At 44.4% G+C, this 17,844-nt stretch carries 10 protein-coding genes; 3 read left to right on the plus strand and 7 right to left on the minus strand.

Translation table 11 applies throughout. The annotated features are described in order from the left end of the window. Positions 1-283: 283 nt before the first annotated feature. The 6 genes from drmC to H6G75_RS25000 all read right to left on the minus strand — a co-directional run bounded on the left by drmC (position 284) and on the right by H6G75_RS25000 (position 12,491). Positions 284-1,108 carry a DISARM system phospholipase D-like protein DrmC gene (gene drmC, locus H6G75_RS24975; RefSeq protein WP_190592741.1) on the minus strand — a complete coding sequence of 275 codons (825 nt, stop codon included), beginning with the start codon at positions 1,106-1,108 and terminating at the stop codon, positions 284-286. Further along, a complete protein-coding gene (gene drmB / locus H6G75_RS24980; protein WP_190982624.1) occupies positions 1,105-2,964 on the minus strand; it encodes a DUF1998 domain-containing protein in 1,860 nt (619 codons plus the stop codon). The genes drmC and drmB overlap by 4 nt, the downstream gene beginning before the upstream one ends. Then, the gene (drmA, locus tag H6G75_RS24985) at positions 2,961-6,356 is read right to left on the minus strand and encodes a DISARM system helicase DrmA (protein ID WP_190982625.1); all 3,396 of its coding nucleotides are present in this window, start codon (positions 6,354-6,356) and stop codon (positions 2,961-2,963) included. The genes drmB and drmA overlap by 4 nt, the downstream gene beginning before the upstream one ends. Before the next feature lie 119 nt (positions 6,357-6,475). Next, positions 6,476-7,342, minus strand: coding sequence for a hypothetical protein (locus H6G75_RS24990; RefSeq protein ID WP_190982626.1), 867 nt, complete (start codon positions 7,340-7,342; stop codon positions 6,476-6,478). Between the two features lie 2 nt (positions 7,343-7,344). Beyond that, positions 7,345-8,403 (minus strand): AAA family ATPase, encoded by a 1,059-nt coding sequence (locus H6G75_RS24995; RefSeq protein WP_190982627.1) that lies wholly within the window; start codon positions 8,401-8,403, stop codon positions 7,345-7,347. Then, on the minus strand, positions 8,400-12,491 hold the full coding sequence (locus H6G75_RS25000; RefSeq protein WP_190982628.1) for an Eco57I restriction-modification methylase domain-containing protein: 4,092 nt from the start codon (positions 12,489-12,491) through the stop codon (positions 8,400-8,402). Before H6G75_RS25000 ends, H6G75_RS24995 begins: the two co-directional genes overlap by 4 nt. A gap of 90 nt (positions 12,492-12,581) precedes the next feature. Between H6G75_RS25000 and H6G75_RS25005 the strand changes: the two genes are divergently transcribed. The 3 genes from H6G75_RS25005 to H6G75_RS25015 all read left to right on the plus strand — a co-directional run bounded on the left by H6G75_RS25005 (position 12,582) and on the right by H6G75_RS25015 (position 14,439). Further along, positions 12,582-13,136 (plus strand): GNAT family N-acetyltransferase, encoded by a 555-nt coding sequence (locus tag H6G75_RS25005; protein ID WP_190982629.1) that lies wholly within the window; start codon positions 12,582-12,584, stop codon positions 13,134-13,136. Positions 13,137-13,154: 18 nt separating this feature from the next. Next, positions 13,155-13,691, plus strand: coding sequence for a hypothetical protein (locus tag H6G75_RS25010; RefSeq protein ID WP_190982630.1), 537 nt, complete (start codon positions 13,155-13,157; stop codon positions 13,689-13,691). A gap of 133 nt (positions 13,692-13,824) precedes the next feature. Then, positions 13,825-14,439 carry a hypothetical protein gene (locus tag H6G75_RS25015; protein ID WP_099070241.1) on the plus strand — a complete coding sequence of 205 codons (615 nt, stop codon included), beginning with the start codon at positions 13,825-13,827 and terminating at the stop codon, positions 14,437-14,439. On the opposite strand, the gene drmD is transcribed toward H6G75_RS25015, so the two are convergent. Further along, on the minus strand, positions 14,436-17,678 hold the full coding sequence (gene drmD, locus H6G75_RS25020) for a DISARM system SNF2-like helicase DrmD (RefSeq protein WP_199338013.1): 3,243 nt from the start codon (positions 17,676-17,678) through the stop codon (positions 14,436-14,438). The genes H6G75_RS25015 and drmD overlap by 4 nt on opposite strands. Between the last annotated feature and the right edge of the window lie 166 nt (positions 17,679-17,844).

The raw sequence follows: 17,844 nt of genomic DNA on the forward strand, positions 1-17,844 counted from the left end.
ATAAAGGCTCAAAGCTTTATTAAATAAAACTTTCAGAGTTTAGCTTCGATTATTCCTTTCCGAAAGTGATAAAACAGGGATAAGATGCAATTATTCAACCCAGTAGGCGCAAATGTTCTACACTGCCTGACTGATTGCATCTAACAAAAACAAACCCAAGTCTTTATGCAGTGCTTCATTATGCTGCGGACAACCAGTTGAATGTAGACACCTTGGACAACCTGCTTCACAATCACATTCAGCTGCCAGCGCATATGCTTTAGCAGCGAAATTAGTCAAATCATTAAATTCCCGGTACTCGACGTAGTATATTCTTTGCCACTAAAGTTTCAAACTGCGATCGCATTCCTTTAGCAGCTACAGGGTCATCAATTAGTACACCAGCTTCAATATTGCGTTCGTGGGCGGCTTCAGTAAAGTTGGCTGAAGTTACAAGCAGGCGTTCTTCATCTACAACAACACATTTCGCATGAAGACAGGCTTTTGTACCTGCACCTGGGGCGAGGGAACGGGGGTCATAAAACACTTCTGGTAAGCGTTGTCCCGTCCAGATTTCTTGACGGAATGTGTCTGCAAACTCTTTCAAAAGCGTTGACTCTGGTAATTTATTGTTGTGCGATGGGCGAAGCCCCACCGTAGGTGTTCGCTTCACGTTAAGGAACATCCTGACATTTAGTTCTAGATTCGCATCCATCCGGGAAGCCAGCACACCAAACAGAGCTTGTGCTTTTTTCCCTTTGTCAACAGCAAAACTGGAAATAAGGATGCTACTTTTGGCTGTGCTGAATAACTCGCGCACAACAACGCTAGTATCGCGGCTTTGAGAACCGACGACTTCCTGTCCTGTCCAAACCAACTCTACTCTGTCGTGTACTTCCTGAGATGCTGACCGTTCTGCTGCTAGTAGACGCAATGTGTAAGCTATGTGACCGGGAGTAGCACCCATTGCGTTAAGTCGATTGAGTTCCTCAACAACACTGCTACTGAGAATTTCTGGGACGTAGGTTTTAATAGTTGATATGCTAAAGGGTGGATGAAGCCTTCCTGTTTCAAAGGCTGTAGCCAAACTGAGCAAAACTGGTCGGCTCAGTTGGAGAAACGCTGTCATGACAATTCCTGATTGAGAAAAAACTCAGCACCCAAACCCTCAACTGTAGCTACGACAAGCGCCCGGTCAAGAAATTCGTTACCACGTTCGCAGGAAGATTCAGCAATTAATAAACATCCATGACAGGCTGCACCATGCAAAAAACGCTCCTCTTGTACGTTGTCTGGCTGGTGTTGGGCGCAAACAGGGTCATTAGAACATAGCCTTCCTAATTCTAGGGCGGTAGTTAGATGGTACTCAATTCGCTTGCCAATTTGTACCAGACCTCCCAAAGTTCCCTCCGACCCAGGGGAACCAGTATATAAAAGAATTCCATAGCCAGTGTCACCAACATAAATGCGTTCACGAATTGATGAAGCAGCATAACCGCATTCTAGAGATACTGCTGTAATCAATAGGTGTGATAAGGAGTGCAGCATAATATAAGGTAGTCCAGGAAATTTAGCTTCTGGGAGTGCCTTGCGCTTCTGCCACACCTCGAAGCCCCTCAACAATTCCAGCCCACGTTTTTGCACCGCAGGCTGCTTTACCCAGTTTTCGATTGCCTGTTTTTGAAAGCTGATAAATACACCCTCACCACGGTTTTCGATGGCAGGAACCCAGCTTGGTTCGATATCAAGGGCAGCCCGCCGCACATCCAGTGCCAGTTCGCCATCAATATCAGGCATTGCAGGTTCAAAGCGGGTGAACCCGACTTGGGCAATGACCTCTCGTAAACGATGTACTAGAATAATCCGGTCAATACGAGAGGATAATAACGGGGGCAAAGCAGTTAACTTGCGGGCGCGGGCATAAAAGTCACCATCTGGGGCATCTTCTCCCATCTCTTCTGGGCTGGAAAGCAAGGTTTCAATTTCTACTTGCTTAATACTTTTACTTTGGTCTCCTTGTCCACTTTGCTTGCGCCGTATTTCTGCCCATACAGCTTCATCGCTAAATCCTTCCAAGGCGTTAGCAACTTTTTGTTTACGGCGTTCTCTTTTGACATCATCTGAGCTTTCTGCATACTGAAGAAAGTCTTCATAGACTAAATTAACTGCTGCTCGCAGGGCTTCATCTGAGTCTGGGAGAGAGATAACACTCAAAACTTGAGAAAAGTAAGTATTACTTGCAGCTCTTACTAGCAGTCGGTTGTACTCTGGTTTACCAGTGACGCGGGAAACACAAGGTTCAAAAGCTTTTGGCCCTAGCCAAGGACGATGCCCCAGACATTGACCCAAAATTTTGCCATTGGGTACTGTGGCATCAGAGAGGGGACGACGAGCGCCGCAGGCTTCACAGCGAACGAAGATATCTACGAAATCGTTGCCAGAACCACGTTCGTCAAGCCAAAGTTGACCCCGGCATTTACTGGAAACATCGCTATTACTGTGGACAAAGCGATACCAGTCGATATCACTGATGTGTCCGTTAACACAGGCTTGGACAAAGCGAACGGGGACAACTGGGATTTTCTTTTTGGTATCGCTGAGGTATTTACCTTTAACTAGACTACCCCAAGGAATCAGAGGACGAGTACGGTACTCTTTGGCGTTAGGAGAAGTCCAAGTTTCTTCTACTTGAGCGACAAACCAAGTGGGGAAGGTAAAAGCTGAAATCCCACTTCTGGCGGCGGCTGGGTCTTGCTCGTCTGTAGGTGGCGCATACATAGCAATGTCTCTGACACCCAAAATCTCGGCAACCCTGGCTGCAAGGCGGTCTTCGTAAATTCGTCGTCTATTACCCCGCCAGTGGTTGAGTCCGCCGATGATGACTGAGTAATTTGGTAAGTCCACCATTGCGCCGGGGCCAAAGGTGGAGATAATTTGGCTTTGCCGTATTTCTCCTGAAGGCTTGCGTTTGCTTTTTGACTTCATTTTTCGTCCTCCTCAACCTCAAAACCATCAGGGTTGCAAACCCACAAGTTGACTGTTGGTTCTACATCTCGGAGGCTGCGTTGTGCTTTGAACTTGCGTGCTTCCATTGGTTGCTTTTCAAGTTCTGGGTCAAGGGGGTCAAATAATAACGGTGGTGCTTGACCTACTTCTTGTTGGTATTGCAAGCTGATTTTTTGACTAGCAATGCGTTCCCAAGTGTCTAGTAAATCTTTCACCCGTCCGCGAACTTTTTGACGTAGTGCTTCGGCTTCTACGGCATCAAGTTCTTTATCGTGCATTTCTGCGCGATCGCTAATGGCATCGACCACATATTCTAAATCCTGCCGATGTTGTAAAATCTCGATAGCGCGGGGTGGTGCAGTCATACCAGGATGTCCTAAACGCGCCAAGGCAACGGAAATAGCAGCAATACCCCTGTCAATGGCGCGAGGTGAAAATGGAGTGACGCTAGTTGCTTCTACAGAACGATAAAAGCTGGTATGCCAAGCTGGAAAGCGTTCGTAGTGAGAGCGATCGCGTGGTCGATGTATATTTAATAATGTAATCACCAAACCAGGGCGATTTTCATCCCGTCCCACCCGGCTGGTAGATTGAATATACTCGGATGCTGTTTTTGGTTGACCCAACACGACCATCAACCCTAAACGGGTGATATCCAAGCCCACGGATATCATATTTGTTGCTAAGGCTACATCGATATGTTTCTTCTCGTGAAATGGTAGTGCCAAGCAGCTTTTGATTTCAGCAACAACATTAGTGCTGACACGGGAAGTTAATTCCGCCGGTTCATAGGCAATTTGACGGTCAGCAAATAAACCTTCAGTTTCGTTGACTCGTTTTCTCAGGCTATACCTTGCTAGACGAGAGTTGACTTCATCTTCAACGATGCGGCGACTACCACCTAATTCTCGCAGGGAGTTAAAATATCCCAGCAGGGTCATGTAAGGATCTGCGGGGTTATCTGGATTTTTTGCTCCTCCTGCTGCTTGATAATGTTTCTGTGCAGCACCCAGTAGTGCTAAGTAAGTTCGTAACAGTACCACTTTTAAGCTTCGTCCCTGGGCTGCAATGCCTACATAGGTACGGGCATTACTGACACTTGCTGGTACTGTTTTGGCGAAAAACGAATCGCGGCGATCTGGACCGGGAGGTGGGAAAATATCTACAGCATCTCGACCAAATAAGGCTCGAATTTGTTTACTAGCTCTCCGTACTGTTGCGGTAGAGGCGATAATTTTAGGGCGTAATTTTTTACCGTTAATTCTTCGGCTGCTCAGTTCGTCAATGGCAGTTTCATACAACCCTACCATTGTTCCCAAGGGGCCGGAAATTAGGTGCAACTCGTCTTGAATAATCAAGTCTGGGGCTGGTAAATGACCTGCAAGTGCTTGACCGCGACCGGGATGGGCAGGCCCGTAAAAACCATCTTTGTCATAACGGTCTACCAGTCCGAATAATGCTCCAGTTTCTCCTACCCAAGGGAGATTGGCGAATTTATCGACAGTGGCGATAATAAAGCTGGGTAATCGTTGGTAAATTGGTTCATCTACTGCAACGATGGGCAACGATTGATTGCGGGTAAATTTGCATTTGCGGTTGATACAAGTAATTTGCAGTGACTTTGGCTGGTCTGCATCTGGTAGTAATTGAAAGGAATCAGAGGTAAACCGTTTACCGCACCAAGGACAGTTTTCTAAAGGGATGGGTGAAGGTTTGCGGGTGTCATTTTGAAAGGCAATAGTACGGGCGCGGGCGGTGTATTCATCGTTGTCGCCTTTTTTTCCCATACGGTTGGGAGTAGCGGTTTGTCCCACCCACAGTCCAATTTCAAAAGGCCAGGGACCTAATTTTTGTGTATCTTTTTGTCTTTCTAACTCTAAGGCGCAGACAAGAGTAGCAGCACGACTTAATTGGTCAAGGGTAAGCAGGCGCAGGGTATAACGCATCAAAACACTTACGCCAGCTGAGTTTATTGTGGGGTTTCGCAGGCGGCGCAATACCATTGCGAATGCTGCTAATCCTAAGTAAGCTTCGGTTTTACCACCGCCTGTGGGGAAGAACAGCAAATCTACTAATTCTCGGTCAGGGTGTTCGGGATGGGCAATACCAACCAAGTTCATTAATAAAAACGCCAGCTGAAAAGGTCGCCATGCCGGAGGTCTGACAGATTCTGGGGTAGTATCTGTATTGTGGGTAAGACGCTGACGGATAGCAATGGCGATCGCGCGATTGGCAATTTGAAATGCTTCTAATACATTAGGATCGTCTAGGGCTTGCAATCCGGCGGCGATGCGTTTGTTTGCCCTGCTTGCCCGGTTGAGTAAATCGTTAGCAACTTCCAGTCGTTCTGGTTCACTGGGAAGATTGAGCTTTTGTGCTTCAATCCACAGCCCATAAGCATCAACTATCCCAGACATCATATTTCGCAGAGTTTCCACCGTGGGTGCGGCGGCTAGTGCTTCCATCCCCAGTTCCACGCCTGCAACTTGCTCAGGTACTACCTTTTCTACATCAGCAATGGGCATCCAAGCAGTGCGGACTTCTTGACAAGTAGTGTCATCGTTGGTGACAGCGACAGCTGAAACGTTATGTCCCACCGCATACTCATAATCATCTCGATACTGTAAATCTGCTACCTTCTCATCCCAATCATCACCGTGTCGTCCGCGCAGGTTGGGACGAGGAACGAGAGAATAAGGGGTGCGGATGATGAGGCAAGTTTGGAAGGCGAAAGCAATATCGCTGTAGGGGTTGGCTACTGGCGGGCGATAGTTCACCAGGAACACGGACACGGAACGAGTACCAACAGGAACTAACTCTGCCGCAGTTACGGGACGCACTGAGGTAACGAGTCTCAAACCGTTACTACCAGGAATTTCCCAATGTTTGGGTACATTACTGACATGGAGAGGAACTGTTAATTCTGCTTGTCCGGGGGTTCTTTGCCACAGCCGGGGTAACTGGAGTTGGCTTTTAGAGTCTTCCTGATTTTCTTCATCCTCTTCATCAACTGGACAGTAATCGCCCCAGTGAACAGTAACATTTATTTCCTTAGCGGTTGCTGGTACAAGGATGCTTAAACCCATTGATGAGGGGAAAAATGCTCTCCGGGCGGAGGCACTGTCGGGTTGCTTTTCATCATCGCCAGCGTTCACCTCAGAAATCTCGTCTATGTCATCGTTACCTATATCTTCTGAACGCTGTTCTACCGAAGCTTCATAAGGCACTAAAAAACCCGTGAGATACCACTTAGATGGAGCTTGGTCGATAATTTCGTCAACGTGGGCGATATCATTGGGCGTAGGCCCCACTAAGTCAAGTTGTAGGGCATCAATGAGAGATGAACGCACTTCGGCAGGAGTATTGGGCATGGTGTATCGCTGTTTACTCCTTTAAAAGATATAACAAGCAATTAACTGTTTTCTTATGTTGCCCGAAGTGTTTAAAAGTGTCAAATAATACTTTAGTCTATCTTTACAATCAGAAATTCCTATTGAAGAGGGTTAATTCTGTTTTGTAACTCAATTAAATCTGGGTACTGATTAACATCAAGTTGATTCAGCACCCAATCAAAAAAAGTTTTCAAAGAAATATACCGGGAATCTCTTTGCTGCATAGCTTTTTGAATATCCTTACCATGAAACCAGATCAAGTACTGCTTCTGTGTCCAAAATTCCTCTTGGGCAAATTGCTGCTGATATTCAGCAAGACTTTGTTTAAATCTGTCTGGCGTTACTGTTCCTACAGCTTGTTGAAACTGGTTAATTAATGCTTCAGCTTCAGTTTGACAGTCTTGGAGAGTTAGCGAGGGCGGGAGTTCACCACTACCACCTGTCCATGTTGTTTTTAATTGATGCCGACTTGCACTTGATTGCAACAAGTCGGCTAATGCCCATCTTACTGCTTGATAATCTTGCAAGCTTCTTGCAGCTTCTTCAATCCAAGTTGCGATCGCCTCAATTCCTGGTGAATCTCCATGTCCCCATTTGGAAGTGGGATTTTCTTGTTTTTCTAGATATTTTGTGTGCCAATAATCGTGAATTAAATCGGCATTTATTAAATAATTCTCCACACAAGCACGATGGGTAAGCAACATGGATTGGAATGGGATTAATCCGATGTTGGTAGTAGGTTGAGCGTCAAAATCGCGATCGCGAAAAATGATAGCTTGTTGATTTGTCGTTCCCTCTCTAGAAAAGTAACCCTGAACAAAACTTGAAAAGGTAAATTTACTGCCAGAGGGAACAATTGTGGGCTTATTTGTTCCAAGGTTCTCGACAACTCTGTTAAGTAGTCTAAAATCTAAACTAGTTTGCTTGCCCTCACAGAAAATAATTTTGCCACTAACGACACTCACAACTACACCTCTAGCCGGATAATATATGCTTCAGGCACTAATTGCTCTATATAATCAGAGTGGGTTGTAATAATAAACTGATTATTTGTGCCTAATTTGGGTAAAGCTCTCAGCAATGCCTGTTGCATTGGTGGATGAAGGTGCAATTCAATTTCATCAATTAGAATGACGGAGTTGTGAATATTCCAACTAGCAAAGTCCATTAACATTGGGAAAATAGCTCGTTCACCGCCGGACATCTCAGAAATTTCATACTGGTTTTTACCGTCGTATAAATAAAACCAGGGTTCACTTAAGATATCGTCTACATTCTCTCGCAGAACTGGGCCTTCAAAACTGCGTTCTGGAAAGACTGCTTTGTAAGCGCGTTCAATTTCGGCGTATAAATCCTTTTGTCCTGGGCGTAGATTGGGGATTTTAGGTGTTCCTACATCTTGATGGAATTGTCGCCATTTAGAAAGGCGATCGCGCAACAGGTCTTCTGTAATTTCTAGTTTGCGATCTGGGTCTTCTGTAGTCAGGCTAGTTGATGTTCTCTGTTCTGTGTACCAAAAAATTGTACCCACTCGCTCAAATGCTGAAAATCCTTCAGCACGGAGTAGTTGTTTAGCGTATTCTCGTCCTTTAAATTGAAATAATTCCGCAGCACTATCTGCTTGAACACGCCCGTTTCGCCATTTAAGGTTAACAATATGCTTTTCCGCAGGAGGCTGCAAATCACGACCCATTTCTCGTAACTTCTGTTGAAAATACCGCACAGCTTCGAGTTCACTAGATGAGAACTGCACCTGTACAGTCACCTCCGGCTCAAATGCTCCCCAATTACTCCCAAGCAGTTCATAGTTAAATCCTGCCCATTCTAAATCGGCAGGTTCTTTTAAGCGTCCGGTTGCTGTGCCGAGAGTTGCGGCGATCGCTTGTAAAAGACTTGTTTTTCCAGCACCGTTCATGCCGATGAGAACAATAATATCTCGTGCCAACCCAGTTTCTGGATCTGTGAAATCAAATGTAGAAGACCGGAATTTTTTAAAGTAATTTAGCTGTAGGGATTGAATTTTCATAAGCTAGTCTCCACATCAAATCCCGGTATTATTGGTGTAGTTTCCCCAATCTTTTTAGATTTGGTTTTGGTTGTTTTTTTCTTAGTAGCTTTAGCCTTGGGTTTCTTTTGTGCTGCTTTACCGCCAAGAATTTCGGCTTGCGATCGTTTTTGGTTAAGGTCGAGTAGGCGTGCTAAAACTTCATCATGCACTTCTTCTGTCCAACGGTAACGCCAAGGTTTTTTGCGTTGTCGTCCGTTGCTGGTTTCTTCTTCGTCTTCCTCATCGTCGTAGTCTAGCAGGAAGGTGCAGTCGGTGGGGATGTCACTCCAGCCGTAAGCTTCGAGGACGGCTTTATCCATTGCGGCGTGCAGTGAGCGTAATTTTAGGATATCAGGGTCGCGTTCTTCTGGGTCGTGGAAGCGGTTGTAGGTGTCGGTTAGTCCCTGGTTGTTGCGAACCATTAACGCGGCGCGGTATTCGTAGTATTCTTTACCTACGGTTTCTAGGGTGGGGTTGGTTTCCCAATTTTCGGGGAAGGGGAATGTTTCAAAGCAGTCAGATGGGGTATATACAGGGTCATCCTTCATAGTTGATCCTAAGAATAATGCCCACATTTCATGTATACGAGAATGCATTACACAAAAAGAGGCAAAATCATCAATAGAAAATATTACTATTTTGTGACTAAAAATTATATTTGAAGGTAAAAATGTAAAACTTCTGTATTTACTAGTTTGACAACAGACTATCACCTGATTCAGTTCTGTAATAGCTCTAAATAAAGCAGGTGTAGTTTCACCAAAACGCCACCAATAACGTGCGCGTGTTTCACGATTTTGTTTTAATCTTGCTGGCTTAACTTTAGCTTCTACAATCTCCATTAAATCAGTATATTGCCGTGCCTCATCTTCGCTCATCTCCCCAAAATTGATAACATAACGGCGATGTGCATGAGTTGGACTGCTATTTACTTCTTCACCACCAATATAAGGAAAAATTCTCTCAGCATTTTTTGTATCTTTCTCAATCAAGCGGTGCATTTCTGCAATGGGTGTTGCTTTTTCATCAGAGTCATCAAAAACAAAACCCTGACCATATATCTTACTACCTAAAAAACTTTTATTGGCATTAGCTAATAATACCACCGGATTTTCATTTCCACCAGCATGGAACATAAACGCAGAAATTAGAGAAACTTCTCGATTATCTAATAGCTTTTTGCCTTGATAATTACCTTTAAAAATATTAATTACACTCACAACAACCGCAGCTTGTCCTGCCCATTTTAAACGTTTTTGAGCATGATAAATAGTACCTGAATTTTGACAAATCCATCTTAAACCAGTGGTACGAGTATCACCTTGAGCAATAGTATTTGTTGCGATTAATCCAAAAGTTCCACCTTGACGTAACAAATCAAATGCTCGACGGAAAAAATAAGCCACTAAATCACCATTTCCATGCGATTCAGGATATTGTTCTAAAATCCATGCAAGGTATTCATCTCCAAAATTTGAAGAAATTCTGCTTCCACCCAAAAACGGTGGATTCCCAATAATTGCATCAAACCCTGGATTTTCTCTATCAAAAACCTCTGGAAACTCAATATCCCAGTTAAATGGAATAATCCCCTTATCTCCACTCCGCAACCTATTAGCAATTTCCTCCAAACTCTCAGTATCAGCTTGGTGATATCGCCACCTTCTCACCAATTCGGCAATTTCAGTTTCCCTTTCCTCTCGCTGCTTCTTATTACTTCTTTCAAAAAACGCCGCAATTCTCACATCACCCGTTAACCGCGCTTGGTACAATTCTTGTTCTACTTTGCAGAGATAATCCCGCTTTTGGTCATCATCAGCATCACTGCGGGTATCCAACGCCTGAATTTCCGCCCGATAAGAACGCGCACGGTCAAGTTGCTCTTTTAAATATGCCAATAGTGGTAAATCGTAAGTAGCATCCTTCCCAAAAGACCCAATCTGCTCTTTCCTCAACCCTACCAGCGAATCCCCACACTTGAGGGCATGGTCAAGAAATGTAAACGGTAAATCCTTCGCCAGCGTCACCAACCATAAAGATAACTTCGCCAAATTCACCGCAAACGGGTTTTTATCCACACCATATAAACACCGTTGCGCCACCAAGCGACGCGCAATTAATAAAGGTTCTTCTTTACCATAATTGCTAATTGTCGCATTCTCGTTGCGATCGCTTTGGTGGGCGGAGCGATCGCTAATTCCCATTTCCTGGCGGGTATCGTTTTCCTCGCGTTCCCACGCTTCCACCACCTTCTCAGCCAATTGACGACAAGTTTCTACCAAAAACGCACCAGAACCCATCGCCAAATCACAAACTTTCAAAGATAAAATTTGTTCCGCAGTCGGTTTTTCTCCCAACGCTTCCAACACCGGACGCAGGGTTGTTTCCACAATTGGTTTAGTCAGTGACCTGGGCGTATAATGCGAACCAGAACGCCTGCGTTCTTCCCCTGGCTGCAAGTACAGCGAACCCACAGTCAATAAATTTGGCGTTTGCCGCGATACCTTCCGACCTAGTGCGATCGCTATATCTTCCAATGACTGCGCTGCTTTCAGTTCCTTTAGGGCATTACCTGACACCTCGCAATTTGCCAATTCCTTCAGTAACTTTTGGCGATCGCCCGATTTCGCTGCCAAAATCGCTGCTACATCAACTACAACCGTTGTAGAAACCTTTGAACCCTTGGGTTTACTGTAAACTCCAATACTGGGACTTTCTGCCCTTTCCACAGCAAAACCCATAATGCCCTCATACACCGAGCCAATTTGCTCCACATCTAGGGATCTATAAGATAGCCGCTCCCCTTCTAAAATTAGTAATTTTTCTAACAACCGATAAATCACCCCATCGGGGATTCGCGGAGGCTCGATTGCTTGACCCGCCACCCCTTCGGGGTTCGCCAGTCCACTCGGCGGCATAGCCGCACGTGTGGCTAGTCTCACAAACTTACTACCGCGTGGGCGACCTTCCAAAAACGCATATTCATCTGGGTCAAAAAGCTGACCATGCCGTGCTGGTAAATACTCTGGTGTTTGTCCGCCCCCATCATAAACTAAGCGAAACAAACTCAACAGCCATACCCAGGCCCCATAACGCTGATCCATCGTGTCGGGGTAGCTTCCAGCATCTTCACGTAGCCGTTCATACAAGCCAGTTACAGAATAGTTACGTTGGTAAATATCGTCTGGTGGCATTAGCCCTTCGTCCTCAGCGTAGAGCAAAAACACCAGCCGCATCAGCGTAGTGATTAATCCACCGTAAATGTGTTGTGGATCTGTAGCAGCAATTTCACCTAATAACTTACCATCAACTGCTGCATCCGCCATTTGAAACCCACGCAGCAGTTCCCACAAAGCATCCAGCACTTGGTTAGCCAAGGTTGTAGAAACTTCCGCTTGGTACTTACGGCTGTCTTCCAACAAATTTTTTAAAGAACGACCTGTAGTAGCACTAAACACCCGAAATGCCGATAGCAGCATTTCCATCGCCCCCAAAATCAGCCTTCCAGAAACCTCACACATCGCCTGCACTGGAAAGGTCAAATGTCCAGAAGACTCGCCCCGTGGTGCATATACCAAACGCAGCAACCCACCATTACACAACAAACCTATGGGTATTTGCGTCTCCCGCAGCAACCGCTCAAACTTAGCTTGGGGGCTAGCGTGCCAACCACTGCTAGACTTAGTTAATTCTGGTGCGACTACATCCAACTCAGTACCAGGAGAAATTATTTGCACCAAAATCTGCGGCTTGTCGCTATCTAGGTCAGGCACAATATAGGTAGGCGCAAGAATTTCGCTGTAATCAGGTAAAGCTATCTCATATTCTGGTGATGGTTTAACAAGGTCGCTCTCAGCCCAGCCTAATACATTAACCGTAAAAGCCTGAAAATCAGCAATCAAGCCATCCTCATCAACCGCAGCCAGCAACGATTGTTGCAAATCTACAACATTCCGGTTGACCACCGCCTGCGCCTTCACCAACGCCGGGGGAGATACCACCAACCCTACAGGCTGGAGAAAACCCAACCACTCTTTATGTCTGGTGATTTCTGGGTCAATTGCCATCGTTTCTCCTTTACGGTCTTTGAGTCTGGTACAGTTTGTTTACTTAATCTGATAACATCAAAATCTGCTAATGCACATGATATTGGTGCGATGCGAACAAAAATACAACTAATTCGCGGTCAAGATAGCATGACCGTGGAAGCAGATTTAGTAGAATTAGTGCAAAAGCACGTCAATGATTATGCCTCAGAGTGGAAAGAACAATTAAGATTGTACGGACAAGAAGATAAATTTTGGGACTGGGAGTTTAAACTTCAGTTCGTTATTCACAGACAGCCAAACCGCGAAGGCTATGCAATTGAGTACGAAGGCAAAACTCAAGGGTTAATGCTGATTGAAACTCAAATGCACGGTTCGCGTATCAGTGAGGGTAAACGCTTAGTATACATTGATGGAATTGCTTCTGCCCCTTGGAACCGGGAATTTATTCAACGCCCACCAAAATTAAAAGGCGTTGGTACTGCACTTTTAGCATTTGCCAGAAACCGCAGTATAGAACTAGGTTACGAGGGTAGAGTTGGGTTGCATTCGCTACCAGGAGCAGAAGAATTTTATGATAATCAAGGGATGATTGATTTAGGAGAGGATGAAGATTACGAAGACCTAGTTTATTTTGAGTATGGAGTTCGCCGTTCTTCTGAATAAGGTAGCGAGGTGAAGTTAATGAATCAGGAAGAACCTAATTATATTCAAAGCACTTTTAATCAAGAAAATGCAGTAAATCCGATGGATTTATTATTTGATGAAAAATGGTTGAGAAAAGCTGTAGAAGCAGAAGATAAAGTGGGTGGTAATATTGGTGCTGGATTGGATTGGGGTTCTGGATTTGGCGACCTCATGCTTAACTTTGAACTTTTAGGACGTTTAACAACTTTACGGGTTTCTCTTAATCGAGAAGTGCGGTTGCTGCTGAATAATTGGAATTTAGGAACAGCTACAAAAATTGCGGTAAAAACTGCAAGAGATAGATTACTTCAAAGATTAAGACTACCTACACCAGAAGTCAGAGAACAGATACTCATTGTTTTAGGAAAAGATGAACTTTATGGCGAAGAGTTTATCTCTAATCGAGAGATACTGCGCGAATTGCTGGCGGTGTTGTTGAAACAAGAAGATTGGGAAACTATTGCAGCAGTTGCAGCAGATTCATTAAAAGAGACAATTATGTATCAAGTTTCTGTTGAAAAAATTTCAGCATAAGTCATAAATTTAAATAGATGAATTCATCCATAACTGATTTAACTACCAACCAGCAAACTTTTATAGTAAATGATATCCCCACTCGCTTACATAAGTTAGCAGAAAACGTAATTTGCTGGATTGGAGAAATTTTATGAGTCGTCCACCATTACTAGACCCAAATCGCTCATATACTTTTAGCAATTACTTTGAATTAGGGTTTGCAGTTGATGATTTAGTAGCTGAATTTGGTTATTCATTCGAGCGTAAATTTCTGGAATTACCACAATATTCAGGCTCATTAGACAGACTTGCCGAACTAAAACAACGAATTGAAGAAGTATTACCTTTTGTAGATTTAGAAAACGAAGCTACTCGCAGGGAAATTTTAATTGCACCGATTGTTACTGATTTAATTCATTATTCCCACGCTAAATTACGAATAGAATATAATATTAAAGTTGATAATAAACTCCAAGGTAATTTGGACTATTATCTACGAACAACAACAAATTTAATTGTGATTGAAGCCAAGCAAGCAGATATAAATAGGGGATTTATACAACTAGCCACTGAGATGATAGCTCTCGATAAATGGACTGATTCTACACAAGCTGAAATATTAGGAGCAGTAACTACAGGTAATGTTTGGCAATTTGGTAGATTAAATAGACAAAAACAAAGTATTGAACAAGCAATTAACCTTTATCGAGTCACTGAAGAATTGGAAGTTGTGGTCAGAACGTTGCTGGCTGCACTGATGAATTAACCGCTAACTGGATACAAATAAACTATACCTACAGGCTCGACCCGTACCGCCTTCACTTCATAAATTGCTTCAATTCGTGCTGGTTCGCGTACCAACTCTTGGGCTAACATATTTAGCCGCTTATCCCAATGGCGACGGTCTGCTTCTAACTGACGCAACTCTTCTTCAGGAAATAATGACAGCTGTAGGGGTTGTTCGGTTTCTTGTTTAGTTTTGAAAATGCGATCGCGTTGTTCTTCTAAAATTTTCTTCATTTCCTCAGCTTCTTTTTGTCCCCTTGCTGTCAGCTTTTTCTTAGCGCGTTCAGCTAGTACCTCTGCGCGTTTGTGTAAATGTGGTGTCAACTCTCCCACATCCTGAGATGTAGCTTGACATAAGCGTTGTCTTACTGATGTGGGAACCTCTCGCAATCGGGGAGAAGCTAAGGAAGTTTCCAATAAAGCTAAAACATCATCTTTTTGTCCTTCTGGTAAAGCTTGTAACTTTTTACGCCCTCTAGTTACTGGGTCTGACCACTCCGCAGCCACAGCAATTACTTCATCATGTAATCTAGTAGCGCGATCGCCATATAGAGATAAGCGTCCTAAAATTAACACTTTGGGTAAAGGTTCATCCGTGAGACACACGCAAGCACGAGTTAATTCATCATGGGTAAAACCTTGCGATAAAAAGCGTCCCAGCAATCGCTGTACCAATCGGTGTTCCAAATGCAAGTGAACTACATCGCCATCCAAAGTACCTGAGTCACGGAAAATTACCGGACGAATAGGAGCTTCCCGCCGCCATTCCCAAGGTTTTTGACCGTGTTTTCGCGGTATTCTTAAGGTATCAAGGGTACTAGCCCAGGTGGGGTCTGCTCCCAAGCGTTGGTTAAGAGATGGTACTATCCAACGTGCAGTAGTAGGGTCATTAGCTGCCTCATTAGCATCCACAGGTGCAAGCGAACTGACTCCCAAAATTTCCAAGGAAGCGGAAATAGCATCCCGAAAATGGCGGTCATCCAATCCCAACCAATCCTGGGAAGTTTTGAGCATTTCTTGAAGTTGTGCTACTTGGTTAACCAATTGCTCCTTCCTGAGTCTAATTTCCTCCAGTTCTTCATCAACTACTTGGGAGAAAGCGTTGGCTTGAGTTTCAGACTGGTCTACTTTTTTAATCACCTCAGCAATTGAATTTGCTTGTTCATGGCGAATCCCCCCTTCCAGCAATCTTGATAAATTCTTCTCTACTACTGGCGAAAGGCTACCCAGTTCTTTTTGTATAGTTGCTGTCTTTTTAATTAAGATATCTAATACTCGGTCTTCGGCTCGCTGTGGCAGTGCAAAATAGTAACAGCGAACAATAGGCGATCGTTGCAGTTTTCTGTCAATCCGCCCGTTGCGCTGTTCCATACGGCTGGGATTCCAGGGAACATCAAAGTGGAACAAATCAGCACAGTTATTTTGTAAGTTTACCCCCTCCCGTGCTGCGTCGGTGGCAATAAGGATACGTAGAGGATGACGAGACGGGTCAGTATTAAAAGCAAGTTTGATTGCTTCTCGACGTTCTTCGCTCATACCACCATGAAATACATCGATACGTTCATGCTCTCGGTCTGAGCCTGCAATCAACGCTTCTAATTGTTGTTGGAGGTAACGTTTTGTATCTGTATACTCAGTAAATATAATTACTCGGCGGTCATTCCAAGTAGCCCCTGGTTCGCCCAAATCTGGACACAGATTACTACGAATCCAATTTTCTAGTTCTTTGATGCGGGGGTCTGGCTGATAACGTGCAGCATTTGCAGTCTCAGACATTTCTTCTAGTAGTTCTAGTTCGCGGGCTGTAAGTGCAGAGGTCGTAACTTGACTAGTCGCTGCTATCATCTGAGCATCTTCTTCTGCCTGTACTTCTATTTCGTCCAGTTCAGCGCGGTCATCATCAGCACCTGGAGGTTCCCATAGTAGCGGTAAATTACGTGACAATTTAGTTGTATTAGAAGTAGAAGCAGCTTGCTTTTCAATTGCAGTACGATGCACCTTTAAAGTTCTAGCAAATGCTTCGATAGAGGAGAGTAGGCGTTTTTGCAGAGAAGTGACAACAAGCATCGCTGACTTTTGAGTGGATTTGGATGTATCTTTTAACCGCTCCTCACGTAGTTGGCGATATTCTTGTAACAATCGAGACAGCTTTAACTCTGGAGCATTTGCAGGTAGCCCATCAATAACTATGGGAATAACTTGGCGATTAGGAAAATCTTCTCCTATTTCCCGGAGGTCGCGTTTTAATCGCCTTACCATCACAGTATCAAGTAGTTTTGGGTTGCGAACGGGTACGCCTCGACAAAACCGTTGTGGGTCAAGAATTTCTAGTAATGCGGCAAAGCTGTTAGAGTGGCCGTTGTGGGGAGTGGCAGACAGAAACAGCTTATGCTCAAACCGAGGTGCTAAGTCACGGACAGTTCGTGTCAGTTGAGAATCAACAGCATATTTGGCACCACTTGCTGGGGCGGCGTTATGAGCCTCATCAAGTATCAGCATTGATGCAGCAGAAAAATCACCTAACCAATCACGTAATGGTGCAGCATAGGTTTCATCTCGGAGTAGCGCATGAGAAATAATAAAGCGGTTGTGCGTTGTCCAAGGGTTAATTCCATAGCCACGTTCTTGGCGACGGGAGGCAACAAACTCCCGATCAAAAATCATAAAAGTGAGTCCAAATCGGCTCTCCATTTCATCGCGCCATTGTCGTACCACCGATGGGGGACAGGAAATGATCACGCGCCTCACTTTTTGGCGCATCAACATTTCACGCAGGATCAGCCCAGCTTCAATGGTTTTTCCTAAACCAACATCATCAGCAATAAACAAAGCCACTCTAGGCATCAGTAAAGCTTTACGTAGCGGCTCTAGCTGATAAGCTTTTACCTCAATTCCAGCTCTGTAAGGTGCTTGAAATAATTTTGGGTCTATTGAGGTAACACAGTTCCAACGCAATGTGTGCAGATAAGCAGAAAATAGCCGTGCATCGTCAAATCCTCGGCTGGCAACTACATCCCAATTAGTTGCACTTATGTACTGAGCATCAACTTCTCTCTCCCACAAAACTTCCAGAGGAGCTCCTAGTGCATCGTCATCTAGACACGAAAGGCGAACTAAGGTGTCTTCCTCAGCAGACGGCCCAAGAACTACATCTTCTACAAGATACTGTCGGGAGCGTACCCGAACGATTTGTCCGGCTTCAAGGTTGATTGCTGGCATTTTGTCCTACATAAGTACAATGGCACTTTGCGTTTTATCATCCGAAAGGCATTGCTGCCATAGCATACACACCTAAAGTACCGGACTTCTCACCTAGTGTTAGTTATAAATTTTACCACTAGCTGTCCGTGAAACGCAGCAATATCAGACGATTATATTTTAATCT

The sequence above is a fragment of the Nostoc sp. FACHB-280 genome (assembly GCF_014697615.1).
Lineage (GTDB): Bacteria > Cyanobacteriota > Cyanobacteriia > Cyanobacteriales > Nostocaceae > Nostoc_B.

What these genes read in the sequence shown, in the direction of transcription:
- drmB (WP_190982624.1), bottom strand. Translation starts at nt 2,964, where the DNA reads ATGAAGTCAAAAAGCAAACGCAAGCCTTCAGGAGAAATACGGCAAAGC.
- drmC (WP_190592741.1), bottom strand. Translation starts at nt 1,108, where the DNA reads ATGACAGCGTTTCTCCAACTGAGCCGACCAGTTTTGCTCAGTTTGGCT.
- H6G75_RS25010 (WP_190982630.1), top strand. Translation starts at nt 13,155, where the DNA reads ATGAATCAGGAAGAACCTAATTATATTCAAAGCACTTTTAATCAAGAA.
- H6G75_RS24995 (WP_190982627.1), bottom strand. Translation starts at nt 8,403, where the DNA reads ATGAAAATTCAATCCCTACAGCTAAATTACTTTAAAAAATTCCGGTCT.
- H6G75_RS25000 (WP_190982628.1), bottom strand. Translation starts at nt 12,491, where the DNA reads ATGGCAATTGACCCAGAAATCACCAGACATAAAGAGTGGTTGGGTTTT.
- drmA (WP_190982625.1), bottom strand. Translation starts at nt 6,356, where the DNA reads ATGCCCAATACTCCTGCCGAAGTGCGTTCATCTCTCATTGATGCCCTA.
- H6G75_RS25015 (WP_099070241.1), top strand. Translation starts at nt 13,825, where the DNA reads ATGAGTCGTCCACCATTACTAGACCCAAATCGCTCATATACTTTTAGC.
- H6G75_RS25005 (WP_190982629.1), top strand. Translation starts at nt 12,582, where the DNA reads ATGCGAACAAAAATACAACTAATTCGCGGTCAAGATAGCATGACCGTG.
- drmD (WP_199338013.1), bottom strand. Translation starts at nt 17,678, where the DNA reads ATGCCAGCAATCAACCTTGAAGCCGGACAAATCGTTCGGGTACGCTCC.